The organism is Luteitalea pratensis (assembly GCF_001618865.1).
Taxonomy (GTDB): domain Bacteria; phylum Acidobacteriota; class Vicinamibacteria; order Vicinamibacterales; family Vicinamibacteraceae; genus Luteitalea; species Luteitalea pratensis.
Window position 1 is genome coordinate 4323990 of record NZ_CP015136.1, and the last position, 16429, is coordinate 4340418.

Annotated in this window: 10 protein-coding genes; 8 read left to right on the forward strand and 2 right to left on the reverse strand. The window is 67.1% G+C overall.

All coding sequences use genetic code 11. The features are described 5' to 3' along the window. The first annotated feature begins 115 nt into the window (after positions 1 to 115). From LuPra_RS17755 to LuPra_RS17770, 4 genes are all read left to right on the forward strand, one after another. Positions 116 to 1552 (forward strand): MATE family efflux transporter, encoded by a 1437-nt coding sequence (locus LuPra_RS17755; RefSeq protein ID WP_110171980.1) that lies wholly within the window; start codon positions 116 to 118, stop codon positions 1550 to 1552. A gap of 3 nt (positions 1553 to 1555) precedes the next feature. Then, entirely contained in the window at positions 1556 to 2914 is a 1359-nt protein-coding gene (locus LuPra_RS17760) for a hypothetical protein (protein ID WP_110171981.1), read from the forward strand. 291 nt (positions 2915 to 3205) lie between these two features. Then, positions 3206 to 5593: a DNA topoisomerase IV subunit A gene (locus tag LuPra_RS17765; RefSeq protein ID WP_234800448.1), complete on the forward strand. Its 2388-nt coding sequence runs from the start codon at positions 3206 to 3208 to the stop codon at positions 5591 to 5593. Between the two features lie 57 nt (positions 5594 to 5650). Continuing rightward, a complete protein-coding gene (locus LuPra_RS17770; protein ID WP_110171982.1) occupies positions 5651 to 7615 on the forward strand; it encodes a hypothetical protein in 1965 nt (654 codons plus the stop codon). Between the two features lie 21 nt (positions 7616 to 7636). Here the strand turns inward: LuPra_RS17770 and LuPra_RS32025 are convergent, their stop codons facing one another. Continuing rightward, positions 7637 to 7945 carry a hypothetical protein gene (locus tag LuPra_RS32025; protein ID WP_157899341.1) on the reverse strand — a complete coding sequence of 103 codons (309 nt, stop codon included), beginning with the start codon at positions 7943 to 7945 and terminating at the stop codon, positions 7637 to 7639. A gap of 97 nt (positions 7946 to 8042) precedes the next feature. Then, complete coding sequence (locus LuPra_RS17780; RefSeq protein ID WP_157899342.1) at positions 8043 to 8339, reverse strand: hypothetical protein; 297 nt, start codon at positions 8337 to 8339, stop codon at positions 8043 to 8045. 238 nt (positions 8340 to 8577) lie between these two features. On the opposite strand from LuPra_RS17780, the gene LuPra_RS17785 reads away from it, so the two are divergent. The 4 genes from LuPra_RS17785 (at position 8578) to LuPra_RS17800 (ending at position 16416) form a co-directional block, all read left to right on the forward strand. Beyond that, complete coding sequence (locus LuPra_RS17785) at positions 8578 to 10755, forward strand: glutamine synthetase III family protein (RefSeq protein WP_110171985.1); 2178 nt, start codon at positions 8578 to 8580, stop codon at positions 10753 to 10755. Positions 10756 to 10985: 230 nt separating this feature from the next. Next, the gene (locus LuPra_RS17790; protein ID WP_110171986.1) at positions 10986 to 12890 is read left to right on the forward strand and encodes a DNA gyrase/topoisomerase IV subunit B; all 1905 of its coding nucleotides are present in this window, start codon (positions 10986 to 10988) and stop codon (positions 12888 to 12890) included. A 225-nt stretch (positions 12891 to 13115) separates the two neighbouring features. Next, on the forward strand, positions 13116 to 15131 hold the full coding sequence (locus tag LuPra_RS17795) for a TonB-dependent receptor plug domain-containing protein (RefSeq protein WP_162271436.1): 2016 nt from the start codon (positions 13116 to 13118) through the stop codon (positions 15129 to 15131). A gap of 196 nt (positions 15132 to 15327) precedes the next feature. Continuing rightward, positions 15328 to 16416 (forward strand): hypothetical protein, encoded by a 1089-nt coding sequence (locus LuPra_RS17800; RefSeq protein ID WP_110171988.1) that lies wholly within the window; start codon positions 15328 to 15330, stop codon positions 16414 to 16416. Positions 16417 to 16429: the final 13 nt, after the last annotated feature.

Below are 16429 nucleotides of genomic sequence, written 5' to 3' on the forward strand. Positions count from 1 at the left end.
GAACCCAGCGCGGCTGGCAGCCGCGCAACAGAACCGGTAGTCTACCCGCTGATCACGATGTTCTGCCACCACGCGCCTCGACGGGTCGGGGCGGTCGGGCTATCGTGTAGCCGCCATGCCGCCCCTCGCGCGCCCGTCGCATTTTGACCGCTCGATCATCGAGGGGTCCCTCGGACGAGCCGTCTGGCGCCTCGCCTGGCCCACCATGCTGCAGAACGCCATCGGCGGACTGCAAGGGATCATCGACCACGCCATGGTCGGCCATTTCGTCGGCTACACGGCCAACGCCGCCATCGGCGTCAGCTGGCAGATCTTCGTCGTCGTCATCGTCTTCATCAGCTCGCTGTACGCCGGGATGGGTGTGCTGGTCGCCCGGTTCGCTGGCGCCGGTGACCGGGATTCGGTCGATCGCACCGTCGGCCAGGCCTTCCTCGTGTCGCTGGTACTGGCCGGCGGCGTGATGGCGCCGCTCGGCTACATGCTCTCGCCGCGGCTGCTGCTGTTCGTCAATGCGACGCATGAGGTCCGGGAGGCGGCCCTGCCGTTCCTGCGGCTGATGTTTGTCGGCGGCATCGGCCTGCTGATGTTCTTCATGCTCGGCGGCGCGTTCCGGGCCGCCGGCGATCCGCGTACGCCACTGCGCCTCGGCATCCTCCTGACCGCCCTCAACGTGGTCTTCAACGTCGTGCTGATCAGAGGCGCCGGTCCGATCCCGGCGTTCGGCGCCACCGGTGCCGCCATGGGCACGGTGTCGGCGTCACTGATCGTGGCGGTGCTCGGCCTGATGGCCATGCGATCGCCCTCGGCGGCGGTCCACCTGCCCAACCTCACCGCCCTGCGTCCCGACTGGACGCTGATTCGGCAACTGTTCAAATTCGGTCTGCCGACCGGCATCCAGGGCGTGGCGATGAACGTGGGCGGCGTGTTCCTGCTGCGCTTCATCGGCGCCCTGCCCGAGAGCGCCAACGCGCAGGCAGCCTACGCCATTGCGTACACGCAACTGTTCTCGCTGATCACCTTCACGTCGGTCGGCGTGATGGGGGCGACCGCGGCCGTGGTTGGCCAGAACCTGGGCGCGGGCCGGCCCGACCGGACGTGGGCTGCCGTGGGCGTGAGCTCGCGCATCGCCTTCGGCGTCGCGGTTGGCGTCGGCCTGCTCTTCCTGCTGATTCCCTCGGCCCTGCTCGCGATCTTCGGCGTCAACGATCCGCTGACCAGCGCGCTGGCGCGCAGCCTGCTGCGTCACCTCGCCGTGTCCGGGCTGTTTGTCACGGTGGCGCTGGCCTATACCGGCGCGCTCCAGGGATCGGGCGACACCCGCAGCCCGCTCTACATCTCGATCGTGTCGCAGTTGCTGGTGCCGCTCGGCCTGTGCCTGCTGTTTGCGCGCATCGGCACGTTCGAGGCGGTGGACATCTGGCGCGCCATCGTGGCCGGGCACATGACCCGCTGCCTGCTCTCGATCGCCCGCTTCAAGCAAGGCAAATGGCAATGCATCGTCGTGGATCTCGGCCACCGTGTGCCGGACGCGCCGCGACCGGAGGTCACGTAAGCAATGGTCGACGCGAACAGGCACGTGGTGGCGATTTTCGGCGGCGCGTCAGCGGGCTCCACCGCGGCCGAGATCCTGGCGGCGCGCGGCATCGAGGTCATCGTCTTCGAACAGAATCTCCGCCCGTATGGCAAGATCGAGGACGGTCTGCCGCGCTGGCATCGCGATCAACGACGCATGGAATACAAGCGCATCGACGGCAAGCTCGATCGTCCGGGCGTCCACGTCGTCCCACGCACCCGGCTCGGGACCGACATCCAGTTCGACGACGTCGTGCGATGGGGGTTCAGCGCGGTGTTGCTCGCAAACGGCGCATGGCGGGATCGGCCGCTCGATATTCCCGGCGCCGAGGCCTGGGTCGATCGCGGGCTGGTCTATCAGAACCCCTTCATCTACTGGTTCAACCATGCCCAGGAGGCGGCCTACGCTGGGCGCCGCTACACCATCCCGCCAGGCGCGATCTGCATCGGCGGCGGACTCGCCTCCATCGACGTCGTCAAGGTGTTCCAGTTGGAGTTGTATGGCCAGGCGCTCGCCGCCCGCGGCATCGACGTCACGATGCACGACCTCGAGCACGCCGGGATTCCCGCCACCTGCCTGAAGCACGGGATCACGGATCCCGCCGCGCTCGGCGTCGAGGACAGCTGGCTCGTCTACCGCCGCCGGGTCGAGGACATGCCGGTGGCGACGGCGCCGCCGGGCGCCTCGGCCGAGCAGTTGCTGAAGATCGAGGTGGTTCGCAAGAAACTGCTGGCCAAGGCGCAGGAGCGATACCTGTTCCGCGTGCGTCCGCTGGCGCTGCCGGTGGCCCTGCTCACCGATGACGACCATGTCGTTGGCGTCCGGTTCGTCGAAACGGAGATGCGTGATGGCAAGGCCGTCGCACGCGAGGAACGGCCGTTCGAGCTGCACAGCTCGCTGGTCGTGAGTTCCATCGGCAGCCTTCCCGAGCCTTTGCCCGGCATCGTCATGAAGGGCACGTTCTACGACTACGCCGACTGGGATACGGGCGCCTACGCGCCGGTCCCGGGGGTGTTCGGTGTCGGCAACGTGGTGACCGGCCGCGGCAACATCAAGGCGTCCGAACATCACGCCAAGGACGTCGCGCATTGGCTCACCGAACACTACCTCGGGGTCCAGGCAACCGACGTCGCCCGATCGATTGAAGGCCTCTCGAAGGGATCCGAGGCCCGCGCGGAGGCCGCGGCAACCCAGGTGGCCGACTACGTCGAGACTCGCCCGCTTCTGGCCGCGGCCGCGGCCGACGCCCTCCTCGATCGCATCCGCGCGCGGCAGGCCGAGGTCGGCTACCACGGCTACGCGTCGTGGATGGCCACCGTCACGCCGCCAGATGCCGAATAGGGCCGGCCTCCGGCCGCATGAACCCGGCCATCGTCAGGCGTCTTCGCTGACCGGCCACCGGCCTTCGTCAATCGGCTTCGCCATCGGCGTCGGCCTTCGTCAGGCTTCGCCGACCTCCCTTCGGCCTTCGACAAAGCGCTTCGCCATGCATTCGCCCTCGTGTAGCCTGTAGCCGGGCAGGCCGCAGCCCACGAGTCTGTTGTGCCCGAAGGCCGAAGGCCGATGGTCCGGGGCCGCCTGTGTTGACGAACGCCGACGACCGCAAGCCGACGGCCGACAATGAAACCGTAAATGTCCTCTGAACCGAACCTGTTCGACCTGCCAGGCGCGCCCAACGGCGGCAGCACGCCCCCGCCTCCCACCGGTCCCGGCGAGACCGACGTCGCACTGCACGACGCGGCGCAGACGCGCTACCTCAATTACGCCCTCTCGGTCATCACGTCGCGGGCGCTGCCCGATGTGCGCGACGGCCTGAAGCCCGTGCAGCGCCGCATTCTCTACACGATGTGGCAGCAGAACCTCACGGCCGACGCCAAGCACCGCAAGTGCGCCAAGGTCGTCGGCGACGTGATGGGCAACTACCACCCGCACGGCGACAGCGCGTTGTACGAAACGCTGGTACGCATGGCGCAGTCGTTCTCGCTGCGGTATCCGCTGGTCGACGGGTCGGGCAACTTCGGCTCGCTCGACGGCGACGGCGCCGCCGCCATGCGCTACACCGAGTGCAGGCTCGCGCGCATCAGCGACGAACTGCTCTCCGAACTCGACCAGGACACGGTGCCGTTCCGTCCCAACTACGACGGCACACGCACCGAGCCTGTCGTCCTGCCCGCGCGCGTCCCGACGCTCCTGATCAACGGCGCGATGGGCATCGCGGTCGGCATGGCCACCAACATCCCGCCGCACCATCTCGGCGAGGTCTGCACGGCGCTGCTCCGGCTGATCGACAACCCCGAGCTGACGACGCTGCAGTTGTGCAAGTACGTCAAGGGCCCGGACTTCCCCACCGGCGGCCAGATCCTCAACTCACCCGACGAGTTGAAGGAAATCTATCGCACCGGCAGCGGCGCGATCCGCCTGCGCGGCACCTGGGAGAAAGGTGAGGTCGGGCGCTCCAGCAAGGTCATCACGATCACCGCCATCCCGTACACGGTCGACAAGTCGGAACTGGTCACGCGCATCGCCGACCTGGTGATTTCGCGCAAGCTGCCACCGCTGCTCGACGTGCGCGACGTGAGCACCGACGACATCCGCGTCGAACTCGAGATCAAACGGGACGCCGACGAGGCGCTCATCATGGCGTACCTGTGCCGGCACACGCCGCTCCAGGTGAGCCTGGGCGTGAACCTCACCTGCCTGATCCCGACCGAGCAGGAGGACATCGGCCGGCCCGAGCGCCTCGATCTGAAGGCGATGCTCTGGCACTTCCTGCACTTCCGCATGGAGGTCGTGAACCGCCGGCTCGAATACGAGGCCGCGGCGATTGCCAGGCGCGTCCACATCCTCGAAGGCTTCGAGAAGGTCTTCGACGCGCTCGATCGGATCCTCGAGATCGTCCGCAAGTCGGACGGGAAGGCCGATGCGGCCGCCAAGATCATCGCGGCGTTCGGACTCGATGCCGAACAGGCCGACGCGATTCTCGAGCTCAAGGTCTACCGGCTGGCGCGGCTCGAGATCCTGATCATCCGTCGCGAACTGGCCGACAAGCGCGAACGGCAGGCCGAGATCATCGCCCTGCTCGGCGACGAGCCGGCGCGCTGGGCACTCGTGCGCAGCGAGATCGCCGAGGTGCAGAAGGTCTACAGCGACACCCGCGCGGATCGCCGTCGGACGACCTTTGCCAGCGACGACGAGGTCGTCGAGTACGACGCGGAGGCCTTCATCATCGAGGAGGACAACGTCGTGGTCGTCTCGCGCGACGGCTGGATCAAGCGCCAGAAGGAGGTCAAGGATCCGGCGACGACGCGACTGCGCGAAGGCGACGAGATCCTGGCGGCTGTCGGCGGCAGCACGCGCGCGACGCTGGTCCTCTTCACGACCCAGGGCGGGGCGTACACATGTCGCTTCATCGACGTCCCGGCCTCGACGGGCTACGGCGAACCAGTGCAACGGTTCTTCAAGTTCAAGGACGGCGAGCGGGTGGTGGCGGTGATGAGCCTGGACCCGCGCGTGAGCCCAGGGCTGCACCCGAAGGCGGAGGGCGAGACACCACCGCGTCACGCGCTGGCGGCATCGTCGGACGGCTACGCGCTGCGCTTCAGCCTGGCGCCCTACATCGAGCCGAGCACGCGCGCGGGGCGCAAGTTCGTGAAGCTGCCCGACGGGGTCGAGGTGGTTGGCGTGGCGCAGGTGACCGGCGAGGAGACGATCATCGCCGCGACCCGGGAGGCGCGCGCGATGCTGTGCGCGGCCAACGAAGTCAATGTGCTGTCGGGCCCGGGCCGCGGCGTTATCCTCATCAAGATCGATGGCGCCAAGGATCGGCTCCTCGGCTTCATCGCCTCGCGCGGCGACCGCGATCTGATGGTCGTCGAGACGTCACGCGGTGCGGAGCAGACCATCAGCACCGCCAAGTACGAGGTCACCGCCCGCGGCGGCAAGGGACGCGAACTGCTGCAGCGCGGCTCGTTCACGCGCGTCGTGCCGCCGGCGCCCCAGGTGATCGGCGTCCCTGAGTAGCTCCCTTTGCTCCACCAACCCATCCGCTGGCTCCGCCAAGCAGGTACGATGTCGCGCATGCGCCGCCTCGCTCTCCTGCTGATGTGTGTGGTGTCGTCGGCCTGCGCCGGTACTCCCGCCGCGCCCGCCGCCGACAAGGGATGGCTCGTCGGTACCTCGAGCCGCTCGGTCCTGCCGACTGTTGACGGCGGCCACGGCTACGCCGCTCCGGAGCGCCTGCCACCCGACGCGGACGCCGACGACCCCGGCGTCTTCGCGGCGCAGTTCGATCAGGGCCCGATCACGGTCGGCAATGGCAAGGACAACGCGCACTGGGTGCGCGATGACCTGCGCGTGCGCACCCTCGCCGTGCAGCGCGCCGGGACCGATCGCGTCGTGGTGATTGCGTCGGCCGATGTGTACATGGTCTTCAGGCCGGACGCCGAAGAACTGCGGCGGATGGTGCGGGAAGTGCTGCCGGCCGAGCGACAGGGCAAGGTCGAGGTCCTGATCCACGCCACGCACAACCACCACGGGCCCGACACCGCGTTCGCGGTCAATCCCGACTGGTACCGTTTCTTCCTCGAGCAGACACGCGACGCAGTGAAGGAGGCCGTCGAACGGCTCGAGCCGGCTACGTTGCGCGTCGCCGAGGGGACGCACTACTTCGGCGGCAGCGACCTCGGAGGCCTGCGCGTCTACGATCCGACACTCGGTGTCCTGCAGGCCCGCGCCGCCGACGGGCGCGTCATTGCCACGCTCGTCAACTGGGCTGACCATCCGGAGAGCACGCTCAACTGGTCACCGCCCCGCGAGCGCATTGCCGCCGCCTGCAAGACCCTCGGCTGGACGGCCGAGGCCTGTGACGCCGGAGGCCGCTACCTGACGGCAGATTACCCGGGCGCCCTGGCCCGCTGGCTCGCCCGTCGACTTGGCGGCGAAGTCATCTACATCAACGGCGCCATCGGCGCGATGGCATCGCCGCTCGACGTGCCTGCGTGGGAAGTCAGTGAGCGGACGCCGATTGGCGACGGCTACACCCCACCGCCCAATGCCGTCCCGCCGGGCAGCGTCGGGCGAGACTTCCTCGTGCGCAACTTCCGCAAGCCGATCCTCGTGGGCGAGCAGCTCGGTGTCGCTGTCGAGGGCCTGCTGCGCGACGCGAAACCGCTCGAGCCCTCGCGCCTCGACGTGCGGCACCAGCCGTTCTTCACGCGGATGTCCAACATCGGCTTCCGGAAGCTGGCGGTGGTGAACGCGGAGTCGGGCCGGTCCAGCCTCGGCTTCAAGCCGGGAGAGCTCTACACGTGCCCGGCCTCGGGCCCCAAGACCGAGTCCACATGCCACGACGACGGACGGGCGGTGGACGAGGATCCGGTGGTCGGCCCGATTCGCAAGGGAGACCACACGCGGAGCGCCGTCAGCCTCCTGCAGATCGGCGAGCTGACGTTGGCGTTCCTGCCTGGTGAGGTGCCGGGCGAACTCGTGATCGGCTTACCGAAAGGCATCAAGGCCACGCCGGAGCGATGGGCGGACGAAACACCATCGGCCCACACGCCGCCGGATCAGATCACGACGCCAGGCTACGTGAAGCGATTGCTACCGGGCACGTGGACGTGGGCCGTGGGCCTCGGCAACGACGAACTCGGCTACATCCTGCCGTTGTCGGACTATCGCGTGTTGTGCGTGGCCGACAAGCTTGGCGGTGCCGGCGCCTGCGCCAGGTTGCACCAGGCAGGTCTCATCGACTTCCCCGATGCGGTGTCGGGCGCGCGCTGCAAGAAGCTGGCGGACGACCCGGCGGCGTTGGCCGCGCTGCCGGAAGGCGCCGCGCGCGACGCGGTCGTCGGCTCGTGCCGCTACGGGCAGGCGATGGGACGTCCGCAGGGGCACTACGAGGAAACCAATTCAGCCGGCTGGGACGTCGCGGCCGACATGCTGGCCGCAGTCGCGACGCTCACCGGCAAGAGTGACGCCACGCAGGTCAACGAGAACTTCGCCGGCTACCACCACCGATATCCACCGCCGCCGCCTCGGCCCTGACGGGCCTCGTCGGGCGGGCAGTCAATGCTGGAATGCCGCAATGCTGACGAGCTCCTCGAGCAACCTGTCGGCCACGAGAACGCCGTCTGCTTCGATCGTGGTCGTGAATTCTGCCGGCGCAAGGTCGGCTACGGCCCGCGCCTCGACGGTTCGTCGGCTCTTCGCGGGCACCGTCACGGAATGACGGATCGCGCGGCCCATCTCCGGTCTCGAGCCGTTTGCCTCCTGCCTTTCGCGAAACCTCGTGTGTGGACAGGCGGCATTGTAGTCAGTTTGGCCGAGCTGGATTTTGAACAGTGGGTTCGATGCGCTCCGCTGTCGGAGCGGCATCGAACTACTGAAGGCTGCTACGTGTGTGCGGAGTTATCGAGTGCGGCTCTCGACATTCCCGCATTCCGGCATTGCAGCATTTCGCGGTTCTTACCGCCTATGCGGTGACTGACCTGGTCTGGAAGCCGGCGGCCTCGAGGTCCTGGAGAATCGCGTCCATGCGCACGGACACGTCGGCGGGTAGCGTCTCGTGGTGCTGCTTGATCAGGCGGCTCATCGTGAACGCGCGAAACCGGATCGCCTCCATGTGGAAGGCCCGGATGGCGCGCTCGAGATGCTCGCCGAGGTCGATGAGGTCGGTGATGACCGCGTCGGACGGGACGGTGCGCAAGTAGGACACGAGCGCGGCGGCGTCTTGGGCGGCCTTGTCGCGGGCGGAGGGCGTAGTCGTCACGGTCGGCATGATACCGAGGCGGGCGGCGCCAGAAAAGACCCGACCACGCCCGCAGTCCGTGGCTGCATAGAAAGGCCGTGCACGACGCATGCTTTCTGGATTAAAGTTAGCGTTTTTATAAACCGTGTCAGCGACCTTGCTGAACCATGTCTGGTTCCGGCATACTGCCCGCATTCGCGTCGGGCGCAATGCCGCGTCGGCGCCCATGTCTTCTTACTCCGCGAGGCACACGACACCTATGGCATCAGCTGCGTCGCGCGAAGCGATTCGCGCCATCCGGGATTGGGCTGTGAACGGGCCGGTCGCCCGTCCCACTCCCCGCTCCGCCAATGACTTCGGCCGGCTCGTCTTCAGCGACGCCGTCCAGCGCATCAAGCTGCCGCGCGACGTCTACAAGCGTCTTCGTCGCACGATCAACCGCGGCGAGCCCCTGGACGAGTCGGTGGCCGACGCCGTCGCGGTAGCCGTGAAGGACTGGGCCCTGGAGCACGGCGCGACGCACTACACGCACTGGTTCCAGCCGCTCACCGGCATCACCGCCGAGAAGCATGACGCCTTCCTCTCCCCAACTCCCGACGGCAAGGCCGTCACGGAGTTCAGCGGCAAGGAACTGATCAAGGGCGAGCCCGACGCCTCGTCGTTCCCCTCCGGCGGCATGCGGTCCACCTTCGAGGCGCGCGGCTACACCGCGTGGGACCCGACCAGCCCGCCCTGGATCTACAAGACGGCGTCCGGCACGACGCTGGTCATCCCGACGGCATTCATCAGCTGGACCGGCGAGTCGCTCGACAAGAAGACGCCGCTGCTACGCTCGATCGAGGCGTTGTCCAAGCAGGCTGTCCGCGTGCTGAAGCTGTTTGGCTCCAAGGCCGACCGCGTCACGACCACCTGCGGCCCCGAACAGGAATACTTCCTGATCGACGCGCACTTCTACTACACGCGCCCGGACCTCATCGGCGCGGGCCGGACGCTGTTCGGCGCCAAGCCTCCCAAGGGCCAGGAACTCGAGGACCAGTATTTCGGCTCGATACCCGAGCGCGTGCTCGCCTGCATGCGCGAGGTCGAGGACGAACTCTACGCCATCGGCGTCCCCGTCAAGACGCGACACAACGAAGTCGCCCCGAGCCAGTACGAGATCGCCCCGATCTTCGAGCAGGCCAACGTCGCCACCGATCACCAGATGATGGTCATGGAGACGCTCAAGCGGGTCGCGCCCAAGCACGGGCTCGCCTGCCTGCTGCACGAGAAGCCGTTTGCCGGCATCAACGGCTCCGGTAAGCACGTCAACTGGAGCATGGGCGACAGCGAGGGCAACAACCTCCTGAACCCCGGCGATACGCCGCACGACAACATCCAGTTCCTGGTGTTCTGCGCGGCGGTGATGCGTGCAGTCAACAAGTACCAGGGCCTGCTCCGCATGAGCGTGGCCAGCGCCGGCAACGATCACCGCCTCGGCGCCAACGAAGCGCCGCCGGCGATCATCTCGATCTTCCTCGGCGATATGCTCACGGGCATCTTCGAGCAGATCGAAAAAGGCGCGACGCGGAGCACCACCCACGGCGGCCTGCTCGAGACCGGCGTCGACGTGCTGCCCAAGCTGCCGCGCGACGCGGGCGACCGCAACCGCACGAGCCCGTTTGCCTTCACCGGCAACAAGTTCGAGTTCCGCGCGGTCTCGTCCAACCAGAGCATCGCCTTCCCGAACATCGTCCTCAACGTGGCGGTGGCCGATTCGCTCGACTACATCGCGACCGAGCTCGAGAAGGCTGTCGAGAAGGGCGCCGACTTCGAGGATGCGGTCGGCAAGCTGCTCGTGAAGCTGACCAAGGAGAACAAGCAGATCATCTTCAACGGCAACAACTACTCCGACGCGTGGCAGAAGGAAGCCAGCAAGCGCGGGCTGCTCAACCTGCGCAACACGGTGGACGCGCTGCCGCAGCTGGCCTCGGCCGAGGCGGTCAAGCTGTTCGAGGCCTACAAGGTCCTGAACAAGCGTGAACTCGAGGCCCGCCTCGAGATCAACCTCGAGACCTACAACAAGTCGATCAACGTCGAAGCCCAGACGATGGTGCTGATGGCGAACCGGTACATCCTGCCGGCAGCCCTCGGTTACCTCACCCAGGTGGCGCAGAGCGTCGCGGCGGGCAAGGCCGCGGGCGTCCAGAGCAAGGAAGCCAAGAAGTTGCTCGTGCATGTCACCAAGCTGGTGGACGCCTTCAAGCAGCGCACCGAGGCGCTCACGATCGCCATCGCACACGAAGGCAATGGCGAATCGCTCAAGCATGCCAAGTACATGCGGGACAAGATCGTCCCCGCCATGGCTGCCCTGCGCGAGGTGGGCGACGCGATCGAGTCCGTGGTCCCGTCCAACGACTGGCCGCTGCCGACGTATCGCGAGATGTTGTTCATCAAGTGAGGGTAGGCCGGCTCTCCGAGCCGGCCGTTCATCGACACCGGGTGCCGGGTACCGGGTACCGGGTTGCTACAGTCATATGACGTAGGCGTTAGGCGTTAGGCGTTAGAGAAGAGGCGGGTGTCGCGGAGCGGCCCCGCCTTTTCTTTTTTCTTCGCCCCTCCCCTTTTTCCCTTATCCTTTTGCTCGGACCTTTCGCCCTTTTCGCCCTTTTCGCCCTTTTTCCTTTCCGAATGACCACGTCCTACACCGCGAAGGACATCACCGTCCTCGAGGGCCTCGAGCCCGTCCGCAAGCGTCCCGGCATGTACATCGGCGGCGTCGGAGCCGCCGGTCTGCATCACCTGGTCTGGGAGATCGTCGACAACTCGATTGACGAGGCGATGAACGGGTATGCCACCCAGATCGGCGTGATCCTGCACGCCGACGGGAGTTCCATCACCGTCACCGACGACGGCCGCGGTATCCCGGTGGACGTGCACGCGAAGACGAAGAAGACGGCGCTCGAACTGATCTTCACCGTGCTGCATGCGGGCGGCAAGTTCGAGCAGGGCAACTACAAGACCTCCGGCGGCCTGCACGGCGTCGGCGCCAGCGTCGTCAACGCGCTGTCGAAGGAGCTGATCGCCACGGTCAAGCGCGACGGGTTCCAGTGGGAGCAGCGCTTCCGGCAGGGCGTGCCGCAGGGGCCACCCGTCAAGATCGGCGCGGCGCGCGGCAGCGGCACCACGGTGTTCTTCCACCCCGACGCGACAATCTTTCCCAAGATCGAGTTCGACGCGGAGACGATTGCGCAGCGGCTCGAGGTCGCCAGCTACCTGCACCGCGGGCTCAAGATCACCTTCGAGAACGAGGTCACGCGCCAGAAGGTGACCTATGCGCATGCCGAAGGCCTGGCCGACTACCTGCGCAAGCTGGTGGCCGAACGCGACGCGCGGCCGGTACACGACGCGCCGTTCGTCGTGTCGCGCGACGGCGCGCTCCGGCTCGATATGGCGCTGCAGTGGACCGAGTCCACCGACGAACACCTGCGCAGCTACGTCAACGGCATCCCGACCGGCTCGGGAGGCACGCACGAGAACGGCTTCAGGGCCGGCCTCGGCAAGGCCATGCGCAACTTCATCGAGACGCACAACCTGACGCCGCGCGGCGTGACGCTGACCGCCGAGGATCTGCGGGAAGGCCTCGTCGGGGTGCTCAGTGCGTTCATCGAGGAGCCGCAGTTCCAGGGCCAGACCAAGGACCGCTTGAACAACCCGGAGATCCAGTCGGCCGTCGACGGCCTCGTCAGGCCGGCACTCGAGCACTGGTTGAACCAGAACATCTCGATCGCGGAAGCGATCGTGGCGCGGGTGATCCTCGCGGCACGCGCACGCGAGGCGAGCCGGGCCGCGCAACAGGAGGTGACGCGCAAGACCGCCACCGCGCACCGGCTCACGCTGCCCGGCAAGCTCTCCGACTGCACCACCACCAACCGCGGTCTCAGCGAGCTGTTCATCGTCGAGGGCGACTCGGCGGGTGGCTCGGCCAAGCAGGGGCGCGACCGCGTCCGCCAGGCGATCCTGCCGCTGCGTGGCAAGGTGCTGAACACCGAAAGCGCCTCCACCGCAAAGGTGCTCGAGAACAAGGAACTGGCCGACCTGGTCACGGCGCTCGGCTGCGGCGTGGGCAAGCACTTCGACATCGCCCGGCTGCGGTATGGCAAGGTCATCCTGCTGGCCGACGCCGATTCGGATGGCCATCACATCTCGACGCTGCTGCTGACGTTCATCTACCGGCACATGCCGCAGCTGATGACCGGCGGGCGTGTCTACCTCGCGCAGCCGCCGCTGTTCCGGATCGACGTCGGCAAGGAGACTTTCTGGGCCCAGGACGACGCGCAGCGCGACGCGATCGTGAAGAAGGCGACGGGTCGCGCCAAGCCGGACATCACGCGATTCAAGGGTCTCGGCGAGATGATGCCCAAGGTGTTGTGGGAGACGACACTGAACCCGAAGACGCGACGATTGTTGCGGGTGATGATCGCGGACCAGTTGGTCACCGACCGCATCATCAACGAGCTGATGGGGAAGGACGCCTCGGCGCGGTTCCGCTTCATCATGGACCGGGCCGAGGAGGCCGAGGAACTCGACGTGTAGGGGCACAGTTGCGGTCAGCCGCGACCAAGCGTAAGGTTTGGCTTGCGTCCCATGACTCACCGCCCTCGGTCCGGCCTTCTGCTTGGACTCCTCCTCGCGTGGAGTGGGTCCGCGTCTGCTGTCCAGACACCTGCGCCGACGCCGACGCCGCAGGCGCCACAACCGGCGCCTCAGCCACCCGCGGAGGCTGAGGCGGACGAGAAGCAGAAATACGAGGAATCGATCGTGATCACCGCCTCGCGGACCGAGCAGATGCTCGTGAACGCGCCGGCCACGGTCACGCTGATCGACAGTCGCACGATCGAGAACTCGCCGGCCACCAATTACGCCGACCTGCTGCGAGCCGTCCCCGGCCTGAACGTCACGCAGACCTCGGCCCGCGACATCAACATCACCTCCCGCTCCGCGACCGGCACGCTCGCCACGTCGCAGCTTGCGCTGGTCGACGGCCGCAGCATCTACCTGGACTTCTTCGGCTTCGTGGCGTGGGACTTCCTGCCGATCGACCCGCAGGAGATCAAGCAGATCGAGGTCATTCGCGGCCCGGCCTCGGCGGTGTGGGGCGCCAACGCGCTGACCGGCGTGGTCAACATCATCACCAAGACCCCGCGCGAATCGCCGGGCTCGACATTCATTCTGGGCGGCGGCCTGTTCGGCCGCGACGCCATGGACGTGGAAAAAGGGAGCGGCGCCCTGTTCTCCGTGTCTGCCAGCCACGCCGCCGCCGTGAACGACCGTTGGGCGTACAAGGTCGCGACCGGGTACTACCAGCAGGACGCGATGGCGCGCCCGTCCGGGCCGATTCCGGACGGGGCCGGCCAGATGTATCCAGACTTCCCCAACAGCGGCACGCGACAGCCCAAGTTCGACGCGCGCCTCGACTACGACCATCCCGATGGCCGGCGGAAGGTCGTCATGCAGGGCGGCTTCGCCGGCACCGAGGGGATGATCCACTCGGGTATCGGCCCCTTCGACATCGACCGCGGGACGTACCTCGCCTACGGCAAGGTCAACTACACGCACGGCGCGACGCGGCTGAACACGTTCGTCAATCGCCTCGACGGCAGCGCCACCAACCTGCTCGCGGTCGGCCTCGATGGCCTGCCGATTCCGTTCGTTTTCAAGACCACCACGTTCGACGTCGAGGCCGGGCACGTGGCCACATGGCGCAACCGCCACGTATTCAGCCTGGGCGGCAATTTCCGCTACAACGGCTTCGACCTCTCGCTGGCACCGCTCGGGGACTCGCGCACGGAGGGTGGCGCGTACGGGCAGGACGAGATCTTCCTGTCGCCGATGTGGCGGTGGCTGATCGGCGGCCGGGTGGACGCGTTCTCCGTGCTCGACGGCCCGGTGTTCTCGCCGCGCACCACGCTGCTCTTCAAGCCGGACCCGGCGCACACGGTCCGTGTGTCGTACAACCGCGCCTACCGTGCGCCGTCGCTGGTCAACAACTTCCTCGACACGACGATCCTCAGCCAGCTCGATCTCGGCGCGCTCAACCCGGCCCTCGCGGGACGCACGTACGTCTTCCCCGTCGCTGCCGTCGGCAACCAGAACCTGACCGAGGAGTCACTCGACGCCTACGAGATCGGTTACTCGGGGGTGATCGCCAACCGCGCAACGGTAAGCGCCGCCTTCTACGTCAACGACAGCAAGAACTCGATTTTCTTCACGCAGGACGGCTCGTACCGCGCCGCCAATCCGCCACCGGGCTGGCCGCTGCCGCCGGCCGCGCTCGAGCTGATCTACCTGTCGGGCCGGTTCGGGCCGGGCAACGGATTGCCCGCGTCGTACACCTACCTGAACTTCGGCAAGGTGCGGCAGAAGGGGTTCGAACTCGGCGTCGACACCGATGTCTCGAAGGGACTCACCGCCTTTGCCAACTACTCGTTCCAGCCGACGCCGGAGCCGACCGGCTTCGACATCTCCGAGCTGAACCTGCCGCCCCGCCATCGAGTGAATCTCGGCGCCAACTACACCGGCGGTCGCGTGATCGGCAATCTCGCGATGAATTACGTCGGCGAGGCCTACTGGCAGGACGTCTCCAGTTACCAGGGAACCACCGAGGCATACACGCTGGTCAACGGTACGCTCGGTTACCGCTGGAACGACTCGTTCACCACATCGCTGAAGGTGATCAACCTGTTCGACCAGGAGATTCAACAACACATCTTCGGTGACGTCATGCGTCGCCAGGTGGTACTGGAACTGCGCATGCGCGTCGGCACGAAGCCGTAGGCACACGCCGACCAATCGTGCCGCAGGTGATATGCCCTCACCTCGATGAGCGCGCAACCATCGCAGCGCGCTCCTGGCGCCGACGGCGATGTGTCGCGGGCGCTTCGCTGCCGCGAGTGCAGCACTCGCCACGCGCTTGCCCGACAGGTCATGGGCTGCGTCCGACCTCGGTGTGCCTCTTACCGTCGAGCGCCGCATGACCTGGGATCGCACGCGCGTCTATGGCAGCCACAGCAGCGCGGGCGTTGATGCACCAGCTCCGACGTGGCACTTCGCCGAGGGCGCCACGATAGGGGACATCCAGACGTTCTTCCTCTTGCAGAATCCCGGTGACGCCCCTGCCCATGTGACGATGCGTTACTGGCTCGCCGATGGCACGACGGTGGCCCGGACGCACGTCGTGCCTCCTGCGTCCCGTCTGACCGTGTGGCCCAACCAGGAGGGGCATCCGCTCGACGCCGCGGAGTTTGCGACGACGATCGAAACCGATCTGCCGGTCGTGGCCGAACGCGCGGTGTATCGCAACGCGCCCGGCGAGCTGTTCAGCGCCGGGTCTGTGGCCAGCGGCGTCGCGGTTCCCGACACCGCGTGGAACTTCGCCGAAGGTGCGACCGGCCCCTATTTCGACATGTTCCTGCTCCTGGCCAATCCAGGCGACGTCCCGGCGACCGCGCAGGTGCAGTTCCGGCGCGCCGGCGTACATTCTTCCCAAGACGCTGACCTCCAGCGGACGTACGTCATCGCGCCGCGGTCGCGGCGCACCATCTGGGTCGATCACGAGGACGCACGACTGACCGATGCAGCCGTGTCCAGCCTGGTGAACTCCGATGTGCCAATCGTCGCTGAGCGCGCGATGTGGTGGCCCGGTCCGACGGCAGCGACCTGGCACGGGACACATGTCGAGACGGGGGCTCGGTCCAGCATGTCGTGGGCGGTCGCCGACGTCGAGGTCGGCTCGACTCCCGAGGTCGACACCTTCATCTCTGTGAGCAGTCGATCGCTTCTGGGCGCGGGCCTGCGCATCACGCTGCGTTACGAGGATGGAACATCGTCCACACGGGATATCGGCGTCGCTGATCGGTTCACGCTGTGGCCACGGCACGACTTCCCCGAGTCAGTGGGCCGGCGCTTTGCCGCGACCATCGAATCGTTGGACGTGCTGCTGGGTGCGTCTCCCAGCCTCCCTCGAGGCCGGATCCCGATCGTCGTCGAGAAGGTCACCTACCGCGGGCATTTTGCGGCTGGCGCGGCTTCGCTAGCCTCGCGCTTGCCGGATCCGCCGTGAAGGGCGCCGAGCC